Source organism: Fimbriimonadia bacterium, from assembly GCA_039961735.1.
Classification (GTDB): domain Bacteria; phylum Armatimonadota; class Fimbriimonadia; order Fimbriimonadales; family JABRVX01; genus JABRVX01.
In genome coordinates, this window is sequence record JABRVX010000010.1 from 101,976 (window position 1) to 122,928 (window position 20,953).

Here is a 20,953-nt window from a genome sequence, read left to right on the forward strand (position 1 = left end):
CGAAGCACGACTCGGTAGTTTGCATGTTCTCGGTTTCAGATGCTACCACCGCGGCACCTGGTCGCAAGCTTCTACAAGCCCGGCATGACAGGTTGGGAGAGCCTCGCTCCTCCGCTACAGCGAAGGTACCATGACCGCGAGCCGCTCGGGGGCGACCGGCGAGCGCTTCTCGGTGATCCAGTGCTCATACTCATGACGGTAGTGCTTTATGGACGCAGCGATCGGCCAAGCAGCGGCGTCACCTAGCGCACAGAAGGAGCGCCCGTCTATCTGCTTGCAGATGTCGGACAAGGTCTCGATGTCTTCCATGCGCCCGCCGCCACGGAGGATGCGTTCTAGCACCTTCACCATCCAGCTAGTACCCTCGCGACAGGGAGTGCACTTGCCACAACTCTCCCGCGCGTAGAAGAGTGCCGTCCGCCACATATAGGTGACAATACATACGTCCTCGTTCAGCACCATGAAACCGCCTGAGCCTAGCTGCGTACCACGCTCCCAAAGTTCCTCATAGCCGAGGATCGCCCCATCGCACTTATCGGCGGGAAGGATGGGTACCGACGAGCCCCCTGGAATGACGGCCTTCAACTTGCCTTCCACACCACCGGCCAGTTCGATGAGTTCCATGAGAGGGGTACCCAGCTCGACCTCGTAGTTGCCAGGCTTGTTGATGTTGCCCGAAACGCTGAATATCTTGGTGCCCCTGCTGCGCTGCGTGTTAGCACCGAGACTACCATACCACTCTCCGCCGCGCGAGACGATATGTGGTACCGAGGCGAGTGTCTCCACGTTGTTGATGAGCGTGGGACAATCCCACAGGCCCGCGATCACGGGCAGCGGCGCGTGTGGGAACTTGAGCCGCGGCATGCCCCTCTCGCCCATGAGGCTGGACATCATCGCCGACTCCTCGCCACACTCGTACGATCCGGCTCCCATGTGGATGTGGACATCGATTCGTACATCCGTGCCGCAGGCGTTCTTACCTATCAGCCCTGCTTCCAGCGCCTCGTCAATGGCACGGCGCATGGCCTTGGCGGCGTCTACATACTCACCACGGATGTAGATGTAGGCGACATCCGACATCGTCGCGTAGGCGGCAATCGCCATACCCTCCACTACCATGTGGGGGCACTGTTCCATCAACTGTTTGTCCTTGAAGGTTCCAGGTTCACCCTCGTCCGCATTGCATAAAACGTAGTGCGGCTGTTGCCGATCCTTCGGGATTCCATTCCACTTGATCCAAGCAGGGAAGCCTGCACCGCCGCGGCCACGTAGGCCGGAAGCCTTCACCTCGTCAATCACTGTCTGGCGGTCGGTCGAGAGCGCCTTCTTCAGAGCTTCGTATCCTCCACGCGCGGTGTAGCCCTTTAGGGTGGCGTAGTCCGGCTCATGAGCGTGTTCGAGCAGCAACCGGTACTCGCCCATCTAGCCTACCTCGCCCACTTCCCTGCGCTCCGAGACTGTTAGGTGACACTGCACGATGTCGTTGGCCAGCTGCACGACCGAGCTGTCCTCTTTCTTTCGTAAGTCAGTCAATAGCGCGTCGATCTTAGCCTCATCCACCGGCCCGTAGTATGAAGAACCGACCTGAAGGAGCGGTGCCCGGTCGCACGCGTTCAGACACTCCACCTCCTTCAGTGAGAACATGCCATCTTCGGTGGTACCACCTAGATCGATCCCGAGCTTCTGCTTCAGGTAATCGAGAATGCGATACGCACCCTTCTGGTGACATGTGAGGCAGGTGCACACTTCGATGAGGTGCTTACCTACCGGATGAAACTCATACATTGAGTAGAAGGTAGCAACTCCTTCGATCTCCGCGAAGGGACGGTTCAGTCGAACAGCCACCTCTGCCAGTGCACCAGGTGTCAGATGACCCCCATACTCGCGCTGGGCAATCCACAAGGTGGGTAAGATGGCGGACTTTTTGTCGGGGTAATGGGTCAGCAGTCGGTCCAGCTCGGCCACCGCTCGGGCCGAAAAGCGCAACTCCACTTCATCCGGCTTGGGTGGCAGCGGCCGCCTACCAGTTAGCTGCAGCAGATCACTCATCGATCTATCTCTCCGAGAACGATGTCAATCGAACCTATGGTAGCGACCACGTCCGCTACCATTCGCCCTACGCACATGGGCTCCAGCGCCTGCAGGTTCATGAAGCAGGACGGCCTTTCGTGGAAGCGATAGGGGTAAGGTGTGCCATCACTCACGATGTAGAACCCCAATTCGCCCTTCGGCCCCTCGATAGGCACGTACGCTTCGCCCACGGGCGGACTGATCCCCTCGGTGTATATCTTGAAGTGGTGGATGAGAGACTCCATCGAGGTGTCTAGTTCCTCTCGTGGTGGCGGCACGACCTTACGATCCGAGGAGTTCCATGGCCCTTCCGGAAGTCCATCTATCGCCTGCCGTAGTATGTGCGCCGACTGCCTCATCTCCTCGATTCGCACAAGGAATCGGTCATATACGTCGCCGTGTTTTGCAGTCGGAATGCTGAACGTGAACTCCTCATACCCGCTGTAGGGGTTGCTCTTCCGTATATCCCACGCTACCCCGCAAGCACGTATGATCGGACCGCTAACGCCCAGTGCCATGCACTGCTCTGCCGTGATCAATCCCACGCCCTTCGTGCGCTGCATCCAGATGGGGTTCTTCGTCAGCAGGCCCTCCATCTCGCCTAACTCGCTCACGAAATCTGCCAGGAACGCCCGCAGTTTGCGCTCGAAGCCGTCAGGCATGTCGCCCCGCAGGCCGCCAGGCACGATCCAACTGGGCATCATACGCACGCCGGAGAACATCTCGAACATATCGAGTATCTTCTCCCGCTCGGTCCATGCGTAGAAGTACGCCGTCATCGCACCGAGGTCCAGCGCGTGTGTGCCCAACCACACTAGATGACTCGCGATGCGCGAAAGCTCGGCCAGAATTACTCGCAAATACTGCCCACGCCGAGGAATCTCGATATCGAGCAACTTCTCGACCGAGAGTGTCATCGCGAGGTTGTTGGAATTGGCCGCAAGGTAATCCATGCGGTCCGTCATGGTGACACACTTGCGGTAGTCGAGGAACTCGCCCTCTTTCTCCATGCCTGTGTGCAGGTATCCGATTTCGGGCTTCAGCGCGACGATGGTCTCGCCTTCCAGCTCCAGCAACACACGAAGCACACCGTGGGTCGCAGGGTGCTGCGGACCCATGTTGATGACCATCGTGTTCTCGCCGGTCTTCTCCATGTCCAGCGAGGTGGACGGCATGTACTCGCTCATCGTCCCCCCACGTCCTCGCTACCGGTCTTGCCCTCGAAAGCCTGACCAGCGAAAGGAATCTGCTTCTCACCTACTGCGGGCCCTTGGGTCCCGTCGGGGAACACCACTCCTTCGCCACCCAATGGGTACTCCTTCCGCAGCGGGTGCCCCACCCAATCGGGAGGTGTGAGGATACGCCGAAGGTCGGGGTGCCCGGAGAACCGAATGCCGAACAGGTCGAACACTTCGCGTTCCGGGAAGTTGGCTCCAGGCCACACACCGCACAGGCTGGGTGTCTCCTGCCCATCATTCACCAACACCTTCACGAAGATGCGTGTGAAGTGCTTCAGCGAGTACAGGTTGTACACCACCTCGAAACGCTGTGCGAACGCCCGCGGGTGCTTCCACGCCGAGTAGTCCACCGCCACGCACTCACTGAAGAAGCGATACTGCAACTCGGGGTGATCACGCAGCCAGGTAGCGATCTCTACGACGTGAGCAGGTAATACGGAGACCCGAACGTCTCCACGAAACACCTGCACATCCAGGATCTTATCCCCAAATGTCTGTCGCAGCAGATGAACGTCTTGGCGCTCGCCCGCCACTTCCGGCAGTGGCATCTAGGCGACCTCGTCCCTTCGCACGGGAGCGACTTCCGCATCGGGCAAGTTCTCCATGACCGACCCCTCGTCGAAGTCAATTGCGTTTCGTCGGATTACGTATAGATAGCCCACCACCAATAGCGCGAAGAAAACACCGACCTCGACGAGGGTGAACACCTGAAAGGCCTTGTCTGCGCCCTTCAGCGTCACGTACCATGGGTACAGGAAGATGCTCTCGATATCGAAGATGATGAACAGAATCGCTACCAGGAAGAACTTTATGGGGAAGCGCTCGCGCGCATCGCCGACCGGCTCCACGCCGCACTCGTACGGCGTCTCCTTGAACGGTGTTTTCTTCTTCGGCCCGAAGAGCCAGCTCGCCCCCACCATCACGATGGCGAGCAGGGTACCGATTGCGAAAAGCAGGAGTATGGGCAGGTAATCCGTTGCCATGCGGCCGTTTCTCGCTTCCTCAGTCCGCCTTCCAAACGCGGCGGGTCAAGGTGGATTCTACCCGACGGTCCGCCTCGTGCCCTGTGTCACAATGGGACAATGGATGCGGTGGTGGACGTCTCGGGTGTGCCGCTCGGTGGGCCTCGTCTCACCCTGATCGCGGGGCCTTGCGTCGCAGAGAGCCTGGAGCTGTGCCGGCGCGTGTGCGGCGAACTGCGCAGCGTGACCGAACGGCTCGGATTGCCTTACATCTTCAAGACCAGCTTCGACAAGGCGAACCGATCTTCGGGAAGTTCCTCTCGGGGCCCGGGCATGGAGGCCGGGCTGGAGATTCTCGAAGCCGTGCGTACAGAGTTCGGGGTGCCCGTTACGACCGATGTCCACGAGACGTGGCAGTGCGCGCCGGTAGCTCGCGTCGCCGACCTGCTGCAGATCCCCGCCTTCCTCTGCCGGCAGACCGACCTTCTCTTGGCGGCTGCCGCTACCGGGCGACCGGTAAATGTGAAGAAGGGCCAGTTCCTCGCTCCGTGGGACTGCCGCAATATCGTCGAGAAGCTGCGCACCGCGGGAGCAATCGGCGTCGCGCTGACAGAGCGCGGGACGAGTTTCGGCTACAATACGCTAATTGTGGACATGGCCGGATTGGCCGTGATGCGTTCGTTCGGCGTCCCAGTCGTCTTTGATGCCACGCACTCGGCACAGCGGCCAGGAGCGGCCGGGACGGCTTCGGGTGGCAACCGCGAGGCCATCCCTTACCTCGCGCGGGCCGCCGTGGCGGCAGGAGTGGACGGGGTATTCCTAGAGGTACACCCAGACCCGGAGCGCGCGTGGTCCGACGCGGCAACTCAGTGGCCACTCGCCGAGGCCGAGAACCTAGTGGAACAGCTGGCGCGTCTCCACGGTCTGATGCAAGAAGAAGCGATGCGGGAAACCGGATAGTCAGCCATCTGCGGCAACCTCGTACGGCATATATGCCGGAAGTCGTGGTGTCAACTCGCGATCCGGCCGGAAAACTGCAGAACCCGCATATACAATATGATCGCTGATCGGCGTTGGCCGGTCGCGCATGTTGCGTTGATTGAAGGATGGTATCAACATGAGGGCGTATGTCCCTTTGCTTGTAGTAGTCTGGATGGTGTCGGCCGGCTCGGCGCTGGCTATCGAAAGAAACGCCTTTCTGAATCACCCGGCCACCTCGACCAAGCAACTCGTAGAGCAGGTCAAGAACGACCCGGTCGTTGCGGACCGCTACATGCGGCACTACGCAATGACCAAAAATGAGCTTGTCCGCTACCTCTCCGGCCTCCGTGTTTCCGTGCTGCGCATGGGCGGCGAGTACCGAGTCTACTCCTGCCTTCCTTCGGGCGTGATTCGCTCCCGCGTGCTCGCACTCAAGCCGGGAACGCGCGTGTGGGAAGACAGCAAGGGCATCCCCATCCTCAAGATGTCGTGCGGGAACCCGATGTCTTGGAACGTATCGGCGTTCAAGGAGCCGACCACCGTGCCATCCATTCTAGAGCCGCTCATCCTGCTGGATAGCGCCCTGCGCGAGGCCACGCTGTTCGAGACCACGGCCGAGCCGGCCGAGCCCGTTGCCGAGGACCCCGAAGAAGTGGCGCTGCTGATCCCGTCAATCCCCGAAATGAGCTTCGGCGAGTGGCCGGAAGTGGCCACCGCCCAGGTCACCCCGGCGGTCCCGCTTCTACCCGGCAGCGGGTTCAACCTGGGGTTCCTGGGCTCCCTGCTCGTGGTACCGTTCCTGGACCTCGGAGGCGGCGAACCCATTCCCGAGCCCAGCATGCTGGTCGGCACGGGGGGAGCGCTGTTTCTGCTCGGCCTCGGTATGCGCAGGCGACGCATGTAGTCGGTCGACTGCTGTTCGGCACCCGTAGGGCTGCTGGGGTAGATTCACGCAACAGTGCCGTGTCGCGGGGTGCGCCAGGACTAGGCGCACCCGAGAGCGAGCAGCCGCGGCGCTGACTCTTTACGGAAAAAGGGTGCGTTCATGAAGCGATTAGGATGTTGCTTGTCCCTGCTCGCAGCCGGCCTCGTCGGCCCGACGGTAGTTGCATCCCAAGACATCGGCCCAAATCCCTGGCAGATCGAGATCGGCGCTTTCTTCCCCCAAGAAGAGATCGAGGAGCTGGTGGGTGAGACTGCCTTCCTTGCCACCCTGTCGCGCGACGTGAACCGGAGCGCCGGAGGAGCGGTTACTTCAGTCGGCATCAGCTACACCCAACGCTCGGATGCGGGCAGCGAGATCGCCGTCGCGGGCGCGTTTCTCCGCCAGACCTGGTTCGGCAAAAAGGCCTCCGGCGGCTACGGAGGGCCATTTGGCGGCTTCGAGGTCGGCCTGTTCGACACACGTGTTCAGGCTGCGGAGGAAGGCGATGGCGGGGGTGGCAACGGAGAGGCTCCGGGCCGTGCGATCACGCCGGGGACCAAAGAGGACCAGATTGGTGTCGGAGCCAGCATCTTCGCGGGCTACATGTTCGGGGACAGACTCTCCTTGCGTGGCGGCTATTCGGCCTATCCGGCGGCGGGTGGGGCCTCGGTGACGGGGTTCTTCGCAACGCTCGGTTTCCGCTTTTAGGGCCACTCACTTACTGATGCGCGGAGAGGGCACGCGAGCGCGATAGCACGCCGATAATTGAGGTGTGATCACCCGGCAGCCCGCCTCCCTTCCGCAGGAGGAAGTTGACGCGTCCAAGCTCGGCGATATCCTGATCGCCTCGGGCGCGCTCACGCCAGCGGAGCTACGCCAAGCCGAACGCCGAAGCCGCACGAGCGGAGAGCGCCTGTCGCGTGCCATCTTGGAGACCGGAGCGGCCAGCCCGAGCCAGATCATACAGGCCCTCGGGCTGCTGTATGGACTTGAGATCGCACGCTTCGACCAATGCCCGCTAGATGCGGCGGCCACGGCCTGTGTGCCCGAGGACCTGGCCCGCCAACTCGAGGTCATTCCGCTCCGAAGACTCGGCTCGACGCTCTCCTGTGCGATATTCGACCCCGGCGACACCGAAGCGCTCGAAGCGCTCGAGAACGTCTCCGATTGTGCCATCGCACTCCAAGTCGCGACGCCCGCGGAGATCGCTGCTGAACTGGACCGCCGCTATGGAATCGGCGGAAGCGGTCCGCAACAGGTACTGCCCGTGCGGCCGGGCGACATGTTCCTCCATTACAGGCTCAGCTCCGTGCGCTGGGAGGAACCTGGCGTTGTGTGGTTTGAGGCCGATGACACCCGGCTTCTGCGCAGAGTTACCGTAGCTGTACTGTGCCCTGACCTGGATGACACTCTGGCCCGACGCGCTGGGAGGGTATTGGAGCACTCGCTCTGGCTGGCTCGCTTCCCGCACCGCAACGTGCTGACCATTCACGACGTCGGCGAAGCCGATGGGCTGAAGTTTATCGTGAGTGAGGCGGTCCACGGCGAGACGCTTCGTGAGCGCCTGCAGCGGGAGCGGAAATTTTCTCTGGCCGCCACCTGCGAGATAGGCCTTCAGTTGTGCGACGGGCTTCGCCACCTACACCGCCACCAGCTTGTTTACAAGGCCCTAAGCCCCTCGAACTGCGCGTTGCTGAGCGGAGACGAGGTCAAGCTGACACATCTCGGCCTCGGCTTCGAGCCACACGAGGTGGGCGACGAGGTCCGTCTCCTCGAAGCCGACGACTTCCGCTACCGCGCCCCGGAATACATAGCGGGCGAGCCGCTCGACCCGCGGGCCGACATCTTCTCGCTGGGCACGCTGCTCTACGAGATGGCGGCAGGGCGCCCCGCCTTTCCAGGTGCGGGCGTGGCGGCAGTGACGCGCCTGATCCTGGAGGGCGGACTGGCCGCATGTGAGGAGCTTCCGCCTGCACTCAACCGAATCATCTTAAGGGCCTGTGCCGCAGAGCGACACGGGCGTTATCGAGACGCCCTCTCGCTGGCCGAGGACCTTCTGGCCCAACACTGGCCGGAGGTCGCGGCCGGCGCCGGGGTCTCCCGCTACCTGGCCGCAGTCGAGCGGGAGACCAAGTAGAGCCGTGAGGTGAGAGCGATGACAAGAGCCTATACCATCGTCGTTACGGGCGGCCGCACCGGGCTCGGCAGAACCCAAGTGGCCGCCAACCTGGCCATCGCGTTGCAGCAACAAGACCGCTCGACCGTGCTCGTGGACCTGGACATCGGGCAGGACAACCTCCGGAGCGTTCTTGGCATCAGCTCCCCCCGCTCCCTTGCGGAGGCTTTGGGCGGACGAGCCAGGCTCCAGGACCTTCTTGCCGAAGGTCCTGGAGGCATTGCCGTCCTGCGTGGCGGGGCCGAACTCGAACAGGTACCGGCCCTCACGTCGGCACAGACACGTAACCTCCTCAGCGAGCTCGTTCGCATGGAGAGTCTGTTCAACTTCATCGTCCTCGACGCCGGCATCGGTTCGTCTCTAAGCGCCCTTACGTTCGTCCGAAGTGCCCATGAAGCACTGACGCTCACCGCACCCGATTCGGACGACATGGCCGCAGCGTACTCGGTGCTGAAAATGGTAAGCCGCAGGAGCCCAGGGACTTCCATCTCCCTGTGCGTCAACTTCGCTGCGAGCGAGAACGATGCTATTGCGGCGGAGCGGCTCGTCGGTGTAGCGCGCTCGTTTCTCCGCGCAGAACTGAGAGTGGCAGGCGTTCTTCGTGAGGATGCCGCTGTGGCTCTGGCAGAACGTGCCGAGCGCCCCGTGCTGCTCACCTATCCGACCTGCATGTTCGCAAGAGACATCGTGAAGCTGTCCTCGTTCTGGACAAGGCAGCGCGCCGCCGAGCCGGCACTCGGACTGGCAGAACGGCTCGCCGTCGAGCTGTCGCCTTCTCTTAGTGCGGTTAGCTGAGACGCTACAGGCCACGGGCTGAGGCATGGAATCTCTCGACGGGAAGTCTGAGACAGCAGCCTTAGCGAGGGGTGGTACACTTCGGATGCCGCCCTGCTGCTCTCGAGCAGTGCGACCATCTTCTCCGACCACAGCGACATGCACACGCCGCCTTCGCTCACGATAGCCGAGCAGTCAGAAGTTGCCGGACGTATGACCAGACGAAGCGACCGCATTCAGAGGCGACCACTCTGGTGACACCTCCGGTCAGCATCGTCATCACCTGCTTCAACTACGAGCGCTTCCTGGCCGATGCCATTCTCACCGCCCGGTACCAGACCCTGAACGGAGCCGAGATCGTTGTGGTGGACGACGGAAGCACCGACGACTCCGCAGCGGCGGCGAAGGCGTTGGGTGTGCGAGTCGTGCAGCAGGAGAACCGTGGTCTCGCCGCCGCTCGAAACCGAGGCATCGCCGAAACCTCCGCCGACTGGATTGCCTTTCTAGACGCCGACGATCTGTGGGAGACGCATAAGCTCGAACGTCAGTATGCGGCCGTCTGCGACGAGCAAGGCATCGTACTGTGCCACACGGACTGCGTCTTCCTGCACGGCGACGGCACCGAAGATCGCAGGCCGCGCAAGCTCGAACCGCCCGAGCGAGGATGCCCATTCGCGCATCTGCTGCCCACGAACCGCATCTTTTCGAGCTCGGCGATGGTACGTCGCGATGCCGTCCTGCGGGCCGGCGGCTTCGACGAAAACCTCGACGCGTACGAGGACGTGGACCTCTGGTTCCGGATGGCTGCCCACGGTGACTTCCTGTTCCTGCCCGACCGGCTCATCAAGTACCGCCTTCACGGGGCGAACACCAGCTCGCTGGGACGGGAGTTCTGGGAGGGCTCGTTCACGGTTCTGCAGGATCGCGTGCTCGCCAACTGGGATGTACTCTCGGCACGGTTTGAGCCGAGAGAGAAACGACGATACCGTCGCTTGCTGCGTCGCCTTATAGCGCTCTGCTATTCGGGCCAGGGCAAGAGCTTGGCACGCGAGGGGCGCTGGGCTGGTGCCTTGAGTTCACACTGGCGGGCGCTAGGTAGTTATCCGTGGCTCCCACGGCTCTATGGCAGGTTCTTGCGCACGCTTCTCCTTTGTCGCTAGCCCGCAGCATTCTCGCTGCTGCGGGGAGTTGGTTGGGATGCGGGGTTCGCCACGCGCTCCTCCGGCGCCCCTCTGCACACGCTGAACGCACAGCGTGTTCCTATGGACAGCGTCGGGCCATCCGTCTCCCTCGCTGGACCACCGGCGATACTCATGCACCCCAGACAGGACTCGACACGGCCGACTACGAACCAGGACCCCATGAAAGCCCTTGCCTGCATCCTCTTATCGCTGACCGTTCCGCTGGCTCTCGGCCAGGTGTGGCCGCAGCCGGACGAGTGGCCGATGCTCACCGGCGACGCATCCGGCTCATGCTACACCCGCGTGCCGCCGATTGGCGTAACCAGCCAAGTGTGGCGGACCAACCTCAGCTCCATCCGTACCGAGATGATCACCTGGCGGCAAGCCGTCGCAGCGCACGGCAGGCTGTACCTGAAGTCAAAGGACACCGTGGCGGCTTTGGACGCGACGAGTGGGATGATTCTCTGGAGCCGGCCGCTCGCCGCGAACGAGATCGCCGCGGCAGGCAAAGGCGTAGTTATGGCGCTGTCCGACTCCGGGCTGATAGCGTTGGACGGTCGCACTGGCGAGAGGCTATGGGACGTCACGGTGCCCGAGACCACCCCAACCCCTCGCCTGATCCCTGGCTACGATTTCGCCCTCGTCGTCGGCAGTGGCGACGGCGGACACGTCGCGCGGTTCTTCGACACGAAGAACGGTGAGACGCTTTCTTGGAACTCGGCGTTGCGGATCCGGGCCACGGGGCAGTGGTCGCTGTTCAACCACCCCTCAGCTATCCCAGCCTCCGGCTCTTCGGTAGTCTGCTTCAGCAACCGAGAACCCCAGGTGGTGTTCCTCCCGACCAGCACCTCGAAGCAGCCGGGAGCACTCGCCTGCAGCAAGAACCTGGTGGTCGCCGGTTGGGCCGATACCTCGACCACCATGGTCCCGATGGGTGACGAGCTCGCCACCCAAACTTGGAGCGTGGAGGAGGACGGCAGCCTCGTTTCTCGCTGGGTGAAGACAGGCAAGGCTCCCACTGAGTGGGGCAGGGCGGACAAACTGTGTATTGCCAGCCCGTCGTTCGCGGTGGGCTATTCTGCGGATACAGGACAGATGTTCGCGTTCAACCCGACGACGGGTGCCGAGCACTGGAAGGGCAAGAAGGGCTGGCCGCTCCTTGCGATGGTGGCGGGAGGGCAGCGGGTGTACGCCGCGTTTCAGATCCCTTCCAAGACAGGGGGTGGCCCCATGGGTACTCAACTCCAAGTCTTGGACCTGGCCACGGGGGAGACACTACTACGACACGACCTACCGGCTCTCAGCGTCAACGCGCTGGTTCCGGCTTACCGGAAGCTGTACGTGTTGGGGCACCACAATCCTGCCGCTCTCAAGCCCGATGTGCCGCCGGCTGCCATACCGGTAGTCGTCTGTCTCGGCAATCCGTAGTCCCAGGGACCACGGACGCTCGCAGGTAAGATACTGCGAATCGCACTAACGGTTCGGAGGTTTCCGATGCTCGGCTCGTGCCGTGAGCCGGCCTCACCCCCGCCACGCAGCATGGTGGCCGGTCCCTGCATGATGGTAGTCCTCTTGCTGTGTGCTGCGCCCATAGCTTGGGGCTCCGCACTCCCACAGGATGCCACTCGCAATCGCACGGTGCCCGCTGTCCGCGTCGAAGTCCCACCCGTGATCGACGGTATCCTCGACGACCCCTGTTGGGCCACACTCCCCGAGGTCTCAGGGTTCACTGACGAATCGCTCGGGACCCCGGTGGCGGACGACACCAGCGTACGCATCGGTTACGACGACAGGGCCATCTACGTGGCGTTTCGATGTGTGGACAGCCGCCCGGACCAGATCGTCGCACGTGAACGCAAACGGGGCGTTCGATTCCGGGGCGAAGACCGGGTTCGTATCTACATCAACCCGTTCAACAACAAGCGTTGGGAAGACGAGAGCATGCTGGACGTCAACCCCCTTGGCACTCAGTTCGCGCGCTTCGCGGGAGGGCGGGCCGGCAAGCTGGAGTGGGAAGGCGTTTGGCAGAGCGCAGCCAAGATTGACGAGAGCGGATGGACCGTAGAGGTAGCTGTGCCCTGGGTCAACTTCGCACGCCCCCCAGCCGACGGAAAGCCCCGCAACCTGGGCATCAACTTCGAGCGCTATCAGGCGCGCACCCAGACCCGGTCGTATTGGAGTAACCTCGGCCCGCAGTCCAAGGTCGAGTACTCGGGAGAGTGGGTAGGGGTCGTACTACCCCCGGAGAACGGGGCCCAGCGTCTCTCGCTGCTTGCATACGCTTTCGGCGGTGTTTCGGAGGGCGACGTCGTCAGACAAGCGGGTGTGGATGCGCGCTTCCGGTTCACCCCCCAGCAAACCGGGGTGGTCTCCCTCAATCCCGACTTTTCCGATGTGGAGGCTGCGGTCACCAGCGTGGACTTCTCCTATTCCGAAGTGATCGCCGATGAAAGCCGACCGTTCTTTCTCGAGGGGGCCGCCTACTACCGCACCGCCGACTACCGGACCAACTCCTTCTATCCGATCCGCGTTCCGGCATTCGACTTCGGTGCCAAGTTCTACGGCAAGACCAACGGAGCAGACATCGGTCTCCTGGCCACGCACAGCGTCGGCGGCAGGACCGATGCCGTTGTCAACCTCGTGAGCCGGGCCAGCCCGTTCGACTCTTATGGCTTGCAGGTCGTAGGGCTCGAAGGTGACGGCCAACGCAATCTCGTGGTTCAGAGCACCGCAAGGATCCGGCGAGGAGATTGGAGTTTCAGTGGCGCCTATGCCGTCTCGGAGGACCTCACCGGGTCCGGTGAGAATGCGCGAGTCGGTGTCTTCTGGGTGCCCGAGCGCTGGTTCCTGGGCGCCAGTTATGCGTTGACCAGCCCTGGGTACTTGCCGCGGAACGGCTACGTGCCCTTCACGGACGAGCGAGGTGTTAGTTTCAGCGTGGGCTACAACGGGGACTGGCGGAGCGGTCCCATCCGCTCGATCGAGTGGTCGCTCGATGCCAATCGCTTCGAGCGGTACGATGGTAGCTTGTTCCGGCAGGGTGTCACTTCGTCGGTCGAGTTGCGGACGAACAGCCTCTCGCTCTACTCCTCGCTGCTCGCAAGCCGGTTCCAGGAGAACGATGATCTCGTCGCGTCGGTCGGCTTCGGCTATCCCGCGCTGGATCGGTTTCGAAACGTCGGTCTCGGCATCCGAACGGGGCGCCTCGCGGGGCTAGACTACTTTGCCATTACACCCTCCGCTAGGTGGCAGTTCGGAGGAAGGCTGAACGTCAGTCTGTCCAGTGAGTGGGTGCGAATCGGTGGCACCAGACGGCAAGATGTGCTAGGTATCGCCTACGACTTTGCACCCGACCGAGCGATTGGTGGCCGGTTAGTTCGCCGCGACAGCGCGGTGAACTGGTACCTCAGCTACCGCAAGTCGGGCTATGGCGGCCTAGAAATGTTCGTGATCTTGGGCGACCCCAACGCAAAGCAGTTCACGGAGCGTCTGGTCTTAAAAGTGGTGCAGGAGTTCTGAGCTTTGTTACGGACTCGGTAGAGCCCAGTTGCCACCAAAGTAGCCTGAGGTTAACACAGCGTCGTCACCCTTCTGCAGCAGGTCCGGTCCTACGAGTGCGAAGTCCGGAAGTGACACTCCGCTCGTAAAGTACCTCGGCTCGAACGTACGCCGCATCGCGAGGGCGGAGGTCGCCCCAATCACCACCACCGAGTCCGCGTCGGTGCCCGCAATCGGATAGACGAACCACGCTGCGAGGTCTCCATCGAACCGCTGCCCTCCAACCAGCGCCGATCCACGACGCAGGGCGATTGGGCAGTCAGTCAGCACTCTCGGAAACGCCGTATTCATGTCCGCGTGGCCGTATAGAACGACGTTCCGCCCTCGGTACTTCGCCGGCGTGAACGCGGTATCAGGTATCACCTCGACATTCCCGTTGGCGCGATACCACCACATCTGTTGGTCGAAGCGGACCTTGGCCAAGCACGCAGCGTTCTCTTCGGGAGTGCCGTGCGTGCCATACACCCACACCATGCGGCGGGTGAGGCCGTACTTGAAAGGGCCGCTCCGCAGGGGGTGCTTCAAGGCTGGATCGTGTTCCTCGACGACCCGCCAACGCCCGCCCGCCCGCTCCAGCAGAATCGGCCGCGAGGCATCCGTCACGGCGAGGCGCGTTGCATCAACCACCACCGATAGACCGCCGGATATGGCAAAGCAGCGCGAGAGGTCGAGCGTAATCGCCGCAGCGTTCTCCGTTTCCACGCGAACCTGCTCGAGATCCGCGCGAAGCTCTGCGTGCACCGAGGTGAGCTTGCCGCTCTCCTGTTGCCGCACGACACTTAACCAGAAGTGGTCTGACGATAGGGCAGGGTTCTGCGTGCGGAACCTCAAGCTGGTCGGCGCCGCCGGGCGCACGCGCCGCTGGAACCACTCGTTGCGTGGCGGATAGTCGAGACACTCTGCCCCGGGGTGATCCGGTGAGTCGTACCAGTGGCCAGCATCCGGCTCTTCGTGAACGCGCAGGTCCTTGTGGAACTCGCCTAGTCGCGAGACCATCTCACGCATTTCCGTAATAGGCACGTTATCGTCTGCCGTACCGTGTACCGCGAATACGGGCAAATCCTCGAGGTTGCGGATGAGCGAAAGCGTGTCACTCTCCAGTTTCGCAGTCTCGAGGGCGGCCCTGGGACCCGATTCCGACTTCGGTGCGGTACCCCCGCCGTAGGAGAAGAAGCTGATCCACCCAGCCGACGGCCCGATAGCAGCCCAGAGCGACGGCAGCACTGCGCCGAGATACCACGTTCCGTGGCCCCCCATCGAGTGTCCGACAAGGTAGACGCGGTTCGGGTCTATGTCATGCGATGTCCGAAAGTGGCTCAGGCTCTCCAACGCATCCATCAGTCCCCACTCCTGCCAGTCGTGGCCGAACGGCCGCCGGTTGGTAGGTGCTACGGTGTAGGCCGCCTCCTTGGGGTAGTGTGCTCCGGCTTGTCCAATCGCCTCGACCCCGGCTCCATGGAGTGACAGATACAGTGCAGCCTTCTCACCGGTCTTTAGGGCAGTGGGCTCGCGGACGGCGTAATATTGTACGGAGCCATCAATCGCCGACTCACGCGTGATCTTGTACGCCTGTCCCGACTTCCGCAGCCCCAACTCGAGGCGTTCGGCTATCTCGGCCTTCCCATGCTTCAGCGTGATGGCTAGCTCGAGAGGCTCCTCGGCTACCCGGGTGCGGAGAGCCGTACGGAACGGCAGTTTGATAAGGCCGAGCGGCACGATCTCGGGGATGTGCACTCTCCGTTTCTCGAAAACCTTCCCGTCGCCGACTTCCAGCACCGCGCCACGTAGCGGTTCTTCGAGGTGATTGAGAATCACCACGGCGCACAGCGCCTCTTCGCCTGCCCGACCCACCAAGTCCGGCACCAGCGAGTCACGAAGGTTGAGAGAACACGGTCCTCGCGCATCGGAGAGAGCAACAGAAAACCCGCCCCGAGCGCAACGCAACAGCAAGCGGTTCTCCCCCTTCCGTAGCGCTACCGGCACGCGCAGGTAGCCGTGCGAGTAAGGGTCACCTGCAAACGGCACGCCGTTGATGAAACCGTAGCTGAAGCCGATACCGGTTAGAATCGCGACGCCATCCGACTGAGCCGGGACCGTCGCGCCAGCCCACCCGTTGCGAGTGAACGCGTGCTCGACTCGGCCGCTGTTGTCTGCCGCGACCTCAGTCTCCCAGTCGGGGGCAAACGAAGGGACTACCGCCACCTGCTCCAGCACTGGATCGGCGACGAACGGCACGCGGCCTCCTGCCAGCGTGTGTTGCTTGAGCTTCCATGTAAGCCCTGCCGTGCTGAAACCGTCTTTCAGCACCTGCCCCCACGAGAGGACCGCCGGCAAACCCACGGCCAGTGCCAACGCAAACCTGAATCGTGCACTCATGTCTACAGAAGTTCGCGGCCAATCTCATGCATCTTGCCGGGAGACCGAAACCGCTGTAGAAATAGAATAAGACCAGCACTCGACGGACCGCAAGGAATGCATTGCCACCCGGACACCTCATGGAAGAGCCGACGCCCTATCGTCAACGCGATCGTCGCTTGGCTCCTGCTCTACACAGCGCCCGCATCCGCGGACGATTGGTGCGTTGGTATCGGCAAAACCCCTTCCAGAAACGGTGCCTCGTCCGTCGTCGGACCGATGAAGAGTGATCTGTTATGGGCCGGTGGTCGCGACAGCATCCTCGGCGACCAGCCCGTGTGTGCCGGCGGACTCCTCGTCAGCACCCGGGTGGTGGGTTGGGATGCAATTTGGGACTCCGTCATCGTCGCGCAAGACCTGATGACGGGTGCGGAGCGGTGGAACACGGTCCTGCCCGTCCAGTCCGCAGATCCGGGCCGCAGCCGGGTCACCGGCTTTCGAGACGGGCGAGTGTACGCAACTCGTGCGGCAGGTCCGAGCAAGCCGGACTACCTATTCGCCCTGGACCCGGCCGATGGGTCGGTGCTTTGGCGCTCCCAGGACGTGATTGCCGAGACTTGGGGCGAAAGCGTCGGCTTCACCGAGGACGGCGACGTTCTGGTTCGCTCGCCTGTGGGTCTCATGCGAATCGACGGGGCCACCGGAATCACAGTATGGAGCACGGCGATCAGCATCCAAGAGGGCTCGTGTGGTGCGGCTGCGTTCGGCCAGCGCGTGTACGCGTGGGAGCGCCTCTCGGGTGGCCCAAGATTGTGTGCTCTGGATCTCGCGACCGGTGCCAAGCTCTATGCCGGGCCGGTTCTGAGCGGCGGCACGATCCAGCAGGTCGCGCCGTTCGTCGGGCCGGACGGCACCGTGTACGCGCCGCGTTCGCAAGGGGATGTCGCCTCCGACTACTTGGTAGCCTATGAGGACACCGGCGCGGCACTCGTCGAGAAGTGGCGCGGTCCGTTAGGCTTCGTCCCCTTCGCCTCGTTCGCAGTCGGCGCAGACGGGGGTGTGTACAGCTATTCGACGACCCGGTCCGGCTCTACTGCGACGCTGCGGGTACTGAAGTTGGATGCCGACAGTGGTTCTGTCCTTGCCCAGTCCCCCGCGCTTGCCTCCGATTATCCGGTCCAACCCAAGCTCGCCCTAGATGCACAAGGCAAGGTTTTCGTCACGAACGGCAGTTATGAGCGGGGCAAGCTGTTCGCCCTTGCCCCCGACCTGTCGCTACTGTGGTCCGTCGCCCTTCCAGACATCGGCAGGGGTGGTCCGATCTTGGCGGATGACGGCGTTCTGGTCGTGACGGGTTCGGGCAGCGACGTACGTGCCTATCGCTCAGCGAACCCCGCAATTGTCGGCGGCACGGTCCTTCTCCAGCAGCGCACGGCAGTCGCCGGCATGCAGTCGGTGCTGGAGTTTCGCGAACCTGGCTCGCTCGACGTCCTTCACAGCTGTCCAATCACCCTCGATGCACAAGGCTCGTACGCGGGTTGCGAGGTGCCTGTCGGCACTTATGACGTGGCCCTCCGGTTCCCCCACTTCCTTCGGAGCGTGCAGCAGTCGGTCTCGCTCGCGCCAGGTACCAACACCGTCAGCTTCTGCCTATCGAACGGCGACGTGGACGACAACAACGCCATCGGGCTCGGTGACCTCAACATCGTTCTTCTCCGGTTCTCGTCCACCGACCCGGCAGGCGACCGCGACGGCGACGGAATCGTCGGCCTATCGGACATGAACCTCGTGCTGCTGAACTTCGGACTCGTCGGCGCCCCCTAGGCCGATTCGCAACGGCCGCGGTATCCTGTCGGTACTATCTGCAGCCACGAGGAGGCAGCGATGTTGGCACACTTTACGGAGTTCTGTTGGCTCGTAGTTCTCGGTTTGTTTCCTCTGCTCGCATGTGGGTGCGCCGGTGCGAAGCAGGACCCCGTCATCGGCTACTGGGAGGGATCTCTCGTAGTACCGGGCGGAACGAAGTTGCGTTTGGGCCTACACGTGGCCAAGCTGGAAGGCGGAGGCTACTCGGCAAAGCTGGATAGCCCAGATCAAGGTGCGTTCGGTCTAGGTGTGGACCAGTTCACGTTCGAGTCGGGCAAGGTGGCGTTCGAGATGAAGACCTTAGGTGCCCGGTTCGAAGGCACTATGGCGGAAGACCAGCAGTCCATCGTCGGCAAGTTCCGGCAGTCCGGTCTCACGATGGACCTGACATTGAAGAAGATGGAAAAGCCTACGACCTCGCAACGTCCTCAAGAGCCGAAGCCGCCTTACCCATACATCGTCGAGGACGTGCAGTTCCGAAACGAGAGAGCGGACATCTTGCTCGCGGGCACGGTGACTGTCCCGAGGGGCACCGGACCCTTCCCGGGCATCGTGCTGGTATCCGGCTCTGGACCCCAGGACCGCGACGAATCGCTTCTCGGGCACAAGCCTTTTCTGGTACTAGCAGACCACCTGACTCGTCGGGGCATCGCGGTCCTCCGCTTCGATGACCGCGGTGTCGGTAAGTCCGAGGGCAACTTCGCCACCGCCACCTCGGAGGACTTCGTAACCGACGCGATTGCCGGCGTCGAGTTCCTACGAACGCGCCCGGGTGTGAACCCCGATCTCGTAGGTATCGCCGGGCACAGCGAGGGAGGATTGGTAGCCCCCATCGCTGCGGTGCGATCCCCCAACGTCGCATTCATCGTGCTGCTCGCCGGAACGGGCATCGTGGGTGAGGAAATCCTGTATCGTCAGGCCGAGTTGATCTCGCGCGCCGAGGGAGCAACCGATGAGGAAATCGCCAACGGACGTCGCGCGCAAGAGCGCATCTTCGAGATCGTGAAGATGGATGTCACCCCCAAAGAGAGGGAACGCCGGCTCCAGGCTCTGGCCTCCGACTTGGTGACTTCGCTCTCCGAGCGACAGAGAGAGGCGCTCGGCGGCAACGAAGAGGCTTACGTCCAGGGCCAGATTCGTATGGTCGGCTCGCCGTGGTTTCGCTACTTCCTAACCTACGACCCGGCGCCCACGCTTCGCAAGGTGCGTGTCCCGGTGCTCGCCATCAACGGTGAGTTGGACCTGCAGGTGCCGGCCAAAGTCAACCTCCAGGCCATTGAGCGGGCGCTGAAGGAAGGCGGCAATCGAAACTACGAGGTGCACGAGCTGAAGGGGCTGAACCATCTCTTCCAGACAGCCAAGACGGGGTCGCCGACCGAGTACGCGACCATTCAGGAGACGATGTCGCCTACCGCCATGGATCTGATCGCGGATTGGGTGCTGAAGCTCAAACCCGCTGCGACGGCCTCACCCCAGGGCACGTTCCGGCAGAAGCCCGGCGGTCGCTGACAAGGAAACCTTGGCAGCCGGTAGTGCCGACTTCCCGGCGAGGACGCCGGAGTGGCGCTACGGAGACCGGACTGCCTTGCCACGTCACCGTGAGAGCGAAAGCAGGTTCCGCTGCCCGGCGTTGGCTCCTGGGTGGCGTCGATCGGGAGCACGATCGTAGGACCGACCGCAGCGCACTTTCCGGCCCAGTGGTGCGGTTGATCAGGCGGTGACGCGGGAAGGGCTAGGCGTTCTTCCTGCGTGAGGTGGTGGGCTTCGGCGCGCGAACATCGGCCTTCGCCTTTACGCGTGCAGCCTTCTCCAGCCTGTGGCGTCGGCGTCGAAGCTCTTTGTTGCGGATCCGCATGTGTCAAGACACTCCCTGAGTGATCTCAGCGCATTATACCGACAGGTCGGCAGAGCGTGCGAGAGACACTACCTCGTCCGGGGTCGGCACGACGACGCCTACGTGCCGAACCACACAACCGGCGGCTACGCTCGCGATCCTCGCCGCTGTCAGCACATCCAGCCCGGCCGCCAAGCCTAGGCCGATGGTGGCGATCACCGTGTCCCCCGCACCAGCCGTGTCGTACACCTCTACCCGCAGCGCAGGCACGTGAGCCCGCACCGTGCCGCACAAGTGCATGCCCTCCTCACCCAAGGTGATCAGGCCCTGACCGATCCCGTGCTCAGCGAGTCTGGATTCGGTGAGCGAGATCAGCTCGCTCAGTTCGAGATCGTTTGCCCCCACGAACTCGCTGGCTTCCACACGGTTCACGGACACCAGACTCGTACCGCTCATCCAGGGAAGGGCAGCCGGCTTGGGGTTGGCTACGCAGGGGATGGCCGTGTCCCGTGAAGCGGCCACGAACGCTTGCACCCTCTGCTGATTGAGGCATCCCTTGCGGTAGTCCGATAACACCACGGCATCGGACCGCTCAATGGCAGCCGTTGCCCTCTCGACAAGTGCCTCTGCGGTCAGCGTGGTCAGATCGTTCCGCTCCTCCCAGTCCACGCGGATGACCTGCTGGTGCTGTGCGATGATGCGGGTCTTTCGGGTCGTCAGGCGATCCGTTGCCGTCACCACGTACGAGGTGTCCACCCCGATGTCTCGCAGGCTGCCGAGAAGCGCTTCACCCGGCTCGTCCGCCCCCGCGACCCCCACCAGTAGTGCCCGTCCGCCGAGTGCCTGCACGTTGTGTGCGACGTTGGCGGCTCCGCCCGGCACGCGCCCGTTTCGCTGGGCCTCTAACACCATCACGGGAGCTTCCGGGCTGATGCGAGCGGCGCGTCCCCATACGTACTCGTCCAGCATCAGGTCACCGATGACGCAGACGGTCTTGCCCTTAAAGGACTCTAACTCTCGCTCGAGACTCACT

17 protein-coding genes are annotated in these 20,953 nt (G+C 62.8%); 10 read left to right on the forward strand and 7 right to left on the reverse strand.

The features are described from left to right. Positions 1–114: 114 nt before the first annotated feature. The 5 genes from nuoF to HRF45_04780 are packed head-to-tail and all read right to left on the reverse strand — an operon-like array spanning position 115 to position 4,291. Positions 115–1,422, reverse strand: a complete 1,308-nt coding sequence (nuoF, locus tag HRF45_04760; GenBank protein ID MEP0765838.1) for an NADH-quinone oxidoreductase subunit NuoF — start codon at positions 1,420–1,422, stop codon at positions 115–117. Then, positions 1,423–2,049 carry an NAD(P)H-dependent oxidoreductase subunit E gene (locus HRF45_04765; protein ID MEP0765839.1) on the reverse strand — a complete coding sequence of 209 codons (627 nt, stop codon included), beginning with the start codon at positions 2,047–2,049 and terminating at the stop codon, positions 1,423–1,425. Further along, positions 2,046–3,224, reverse strand: coding sequence for an NADH dehydrogenase (quinone) subunit D (gene nuoD, locus HRF45_04770; GenBank protein ID MEP0765840.1), 1,179 nt, complete (start codon positions 3,222–3,224; stop codon positions 2,046–2,048). Before nuoD ends, HRF45_04765 begins: the two co-directional genes overlap by 4 nt. 29 nt (positions 3,225–3,253) lie before the next feature. Further along, positions 3,254–3,856 carry an NADH-quinone oxidoreductase subunit C gene (locus tag HRF45_04775; protein ID MEP0765841.1) on the reverse strand — a complete coding sequence of 201 codons (603 nt, stop codon included), beginning with the start codon at positions 3,854–3,856 and terminating at the stop codon, positions 3,254–3,256. Further along, a complete protein-coding gene (locus tag HRF45_04780) occupies positions 3,857–4,291 on the reverse strand; it encodes an NADH-quinone oxidoreductase subunit A (protein ID MEP0765842.1) in 435 nt (144 codons plus the stop codon). A gap of 99 nt (positions 4,292–4,390) precedes the next feature. On the opposite strand from HRF45_04780, the gene kdsA reads away from it, so the two are divergent. The 8 genes from kdsA to HRF45_04820 all read left to right on the forward strand — a co-directional run bounded on the left by kdsA (position 4,391) and on the right by HRF45_04820 (position 13,826). After that, positions 4,391–5,230 (forward strand): 3-deoxy-8-phosphooctulonate synthase, encoded by an 840-nt coding sequence (gene kdsA, locus HRF45_04785; protein ID MEP0765843.1) that lies wholly within the window; start codon positions 4,391–4,393, stop codon positions 5,228–5,230. A 157-nt stretch (positions 5,231–5,387) separates the two neighbouring features. Next, positions 5,388–6,155, forward strand: coding sequence for a PEP-CTERM sorting domain-containing protein (locus HRF45_04790; GenBank protein MEP0765844.1), 768 nt, complete (start codon positions 5,388–5,390; stop codon positions 6,153–6,155). A gap of 162 nt (positions 6,156–6,317) precedes the next feature. Next, positions 6,318–6,884: a hypothetical protein gene (locus tag HRF45_04795; protein MEP0765845.1), complete on the forward strand. Its 567-nt coding sequence runs from the start codon at positions 6,318–6,320 to the stop codon at positions 6,882–6,884. 64 nt (positions 6,885–6,948) lie between these two features. Then, positions 6,949–8,313, forward strand: coding sequence for a protein kinase (locus tag HRF45_04800; GenBank protein MEP0765846.1), 1,365 nt, complete (start codon positions 6,949–6,951; stop codon positions 8,311–8,313). Between the two features lie 18 nt (positions 8,314–8,331). Continuing rightward, a complete protein-coding gene (locus tag HRF45_04805; GenBank protein MEP0765847.1) occupies positions 8,332–9,147 on the forward strand; it encodes a P-loop NTPase in 816 nt (271 codons plus the stop codon). Positions 9,148–9,380: 233 nt separating this feature from the next. After that, a complete protein-coding gene (locus HRF45_04810) occupies positions 9,381–10,286 on the forward strand; it encodes a glycosyltransferase family 2 protein (protein MEP0765848.1) in 906 nt (301 codons plus the stop codon). Between the two features lie 201 nt (positions 10,287–10,487). Then, entirely contained in the window at positions 10,488–11,735 is a 1,248-nt protein-coding gene (locus HRF45_04815) for a PQQ-binding-like beta-propeller repeat protein (protein MEP0765849.1), read from the forward strand. A gap of 66 nt (positions 11,736–11,801) precedes the next feature. Beyond that, complete coding sequence (locus tag HRF45_04820; GenBank protein MEP0765850.1) at positions 11,802–13,826, forward strand: carbohydrate binding family 9 domain-containing protein; 2,025 nt, start codon at positions 11,802–11,804, stop codon at positions 13,824–13,826. A 6-nt stretch (positions 13,827–13,832) separates the two neighbouring features. Here HRF45_04820 and HRF45_04825 read toward each other — a convergent pair whose 3' ends face one another. Then, complete coding sequence (locus tag HRF45_04825) at positions 13,833–16,241, reverse strand: prolyl oligopeptidase family serine peptidase (protein MEP0765851.1); 2,409 nt, start codon at positions 16,239–16,241, stop codon at positions 13,833–13,835. 96 nt (positions 16,242–16,337) lie between these two features. Here HRF45_04825 and HRF45_04830 point away from each other — a divergent pair, with 96 nt between their 5' ends. Together HRF45_04830 and HRF45_04835 are read left to right on the forward strand one after the other, a co-directional pair. Continuing rightward, complete coding sequence (locus tag HRF45_04830) at positions 16,338–18,044, forward strand: PQQ-like beta-propeller repeat protein (protein ID MEP0765852.1); 1,707 nt, start codon at positions 16,338–16,340, stop codon at positions 18,042–18,044. Between the two features lie 60 nt (positions 18,045–18,104). After that, positions 18,105–19,595, forward strand: coding sequence for an alpha/beta fold hydrolase (locus tag HRF45_04835; GenBank protein MEP0765853.1), 1,491 nt, complete (start codon positions 18,105–18,107; stop codon positions 19,593–19,595). A gap of 379 nt (positions 19,596–19,974) precedes the next feature. On the opposite strand, the gene HRF45_04840 is transcribed toward HRF45_04835, so the two are convergent. Beyond that, complete coding sequence (locus HRF45_04840) at positions 19,975–20,952, reverse strand: hypothetical protein (GenBank protein ID MEP0765854.1); 978 nt, start codon at positions 20,950–20,952, stop codon at positions 19,975–19,977. Between the last annotated feature and the right edge of the window lies 1 nt (position 20,953).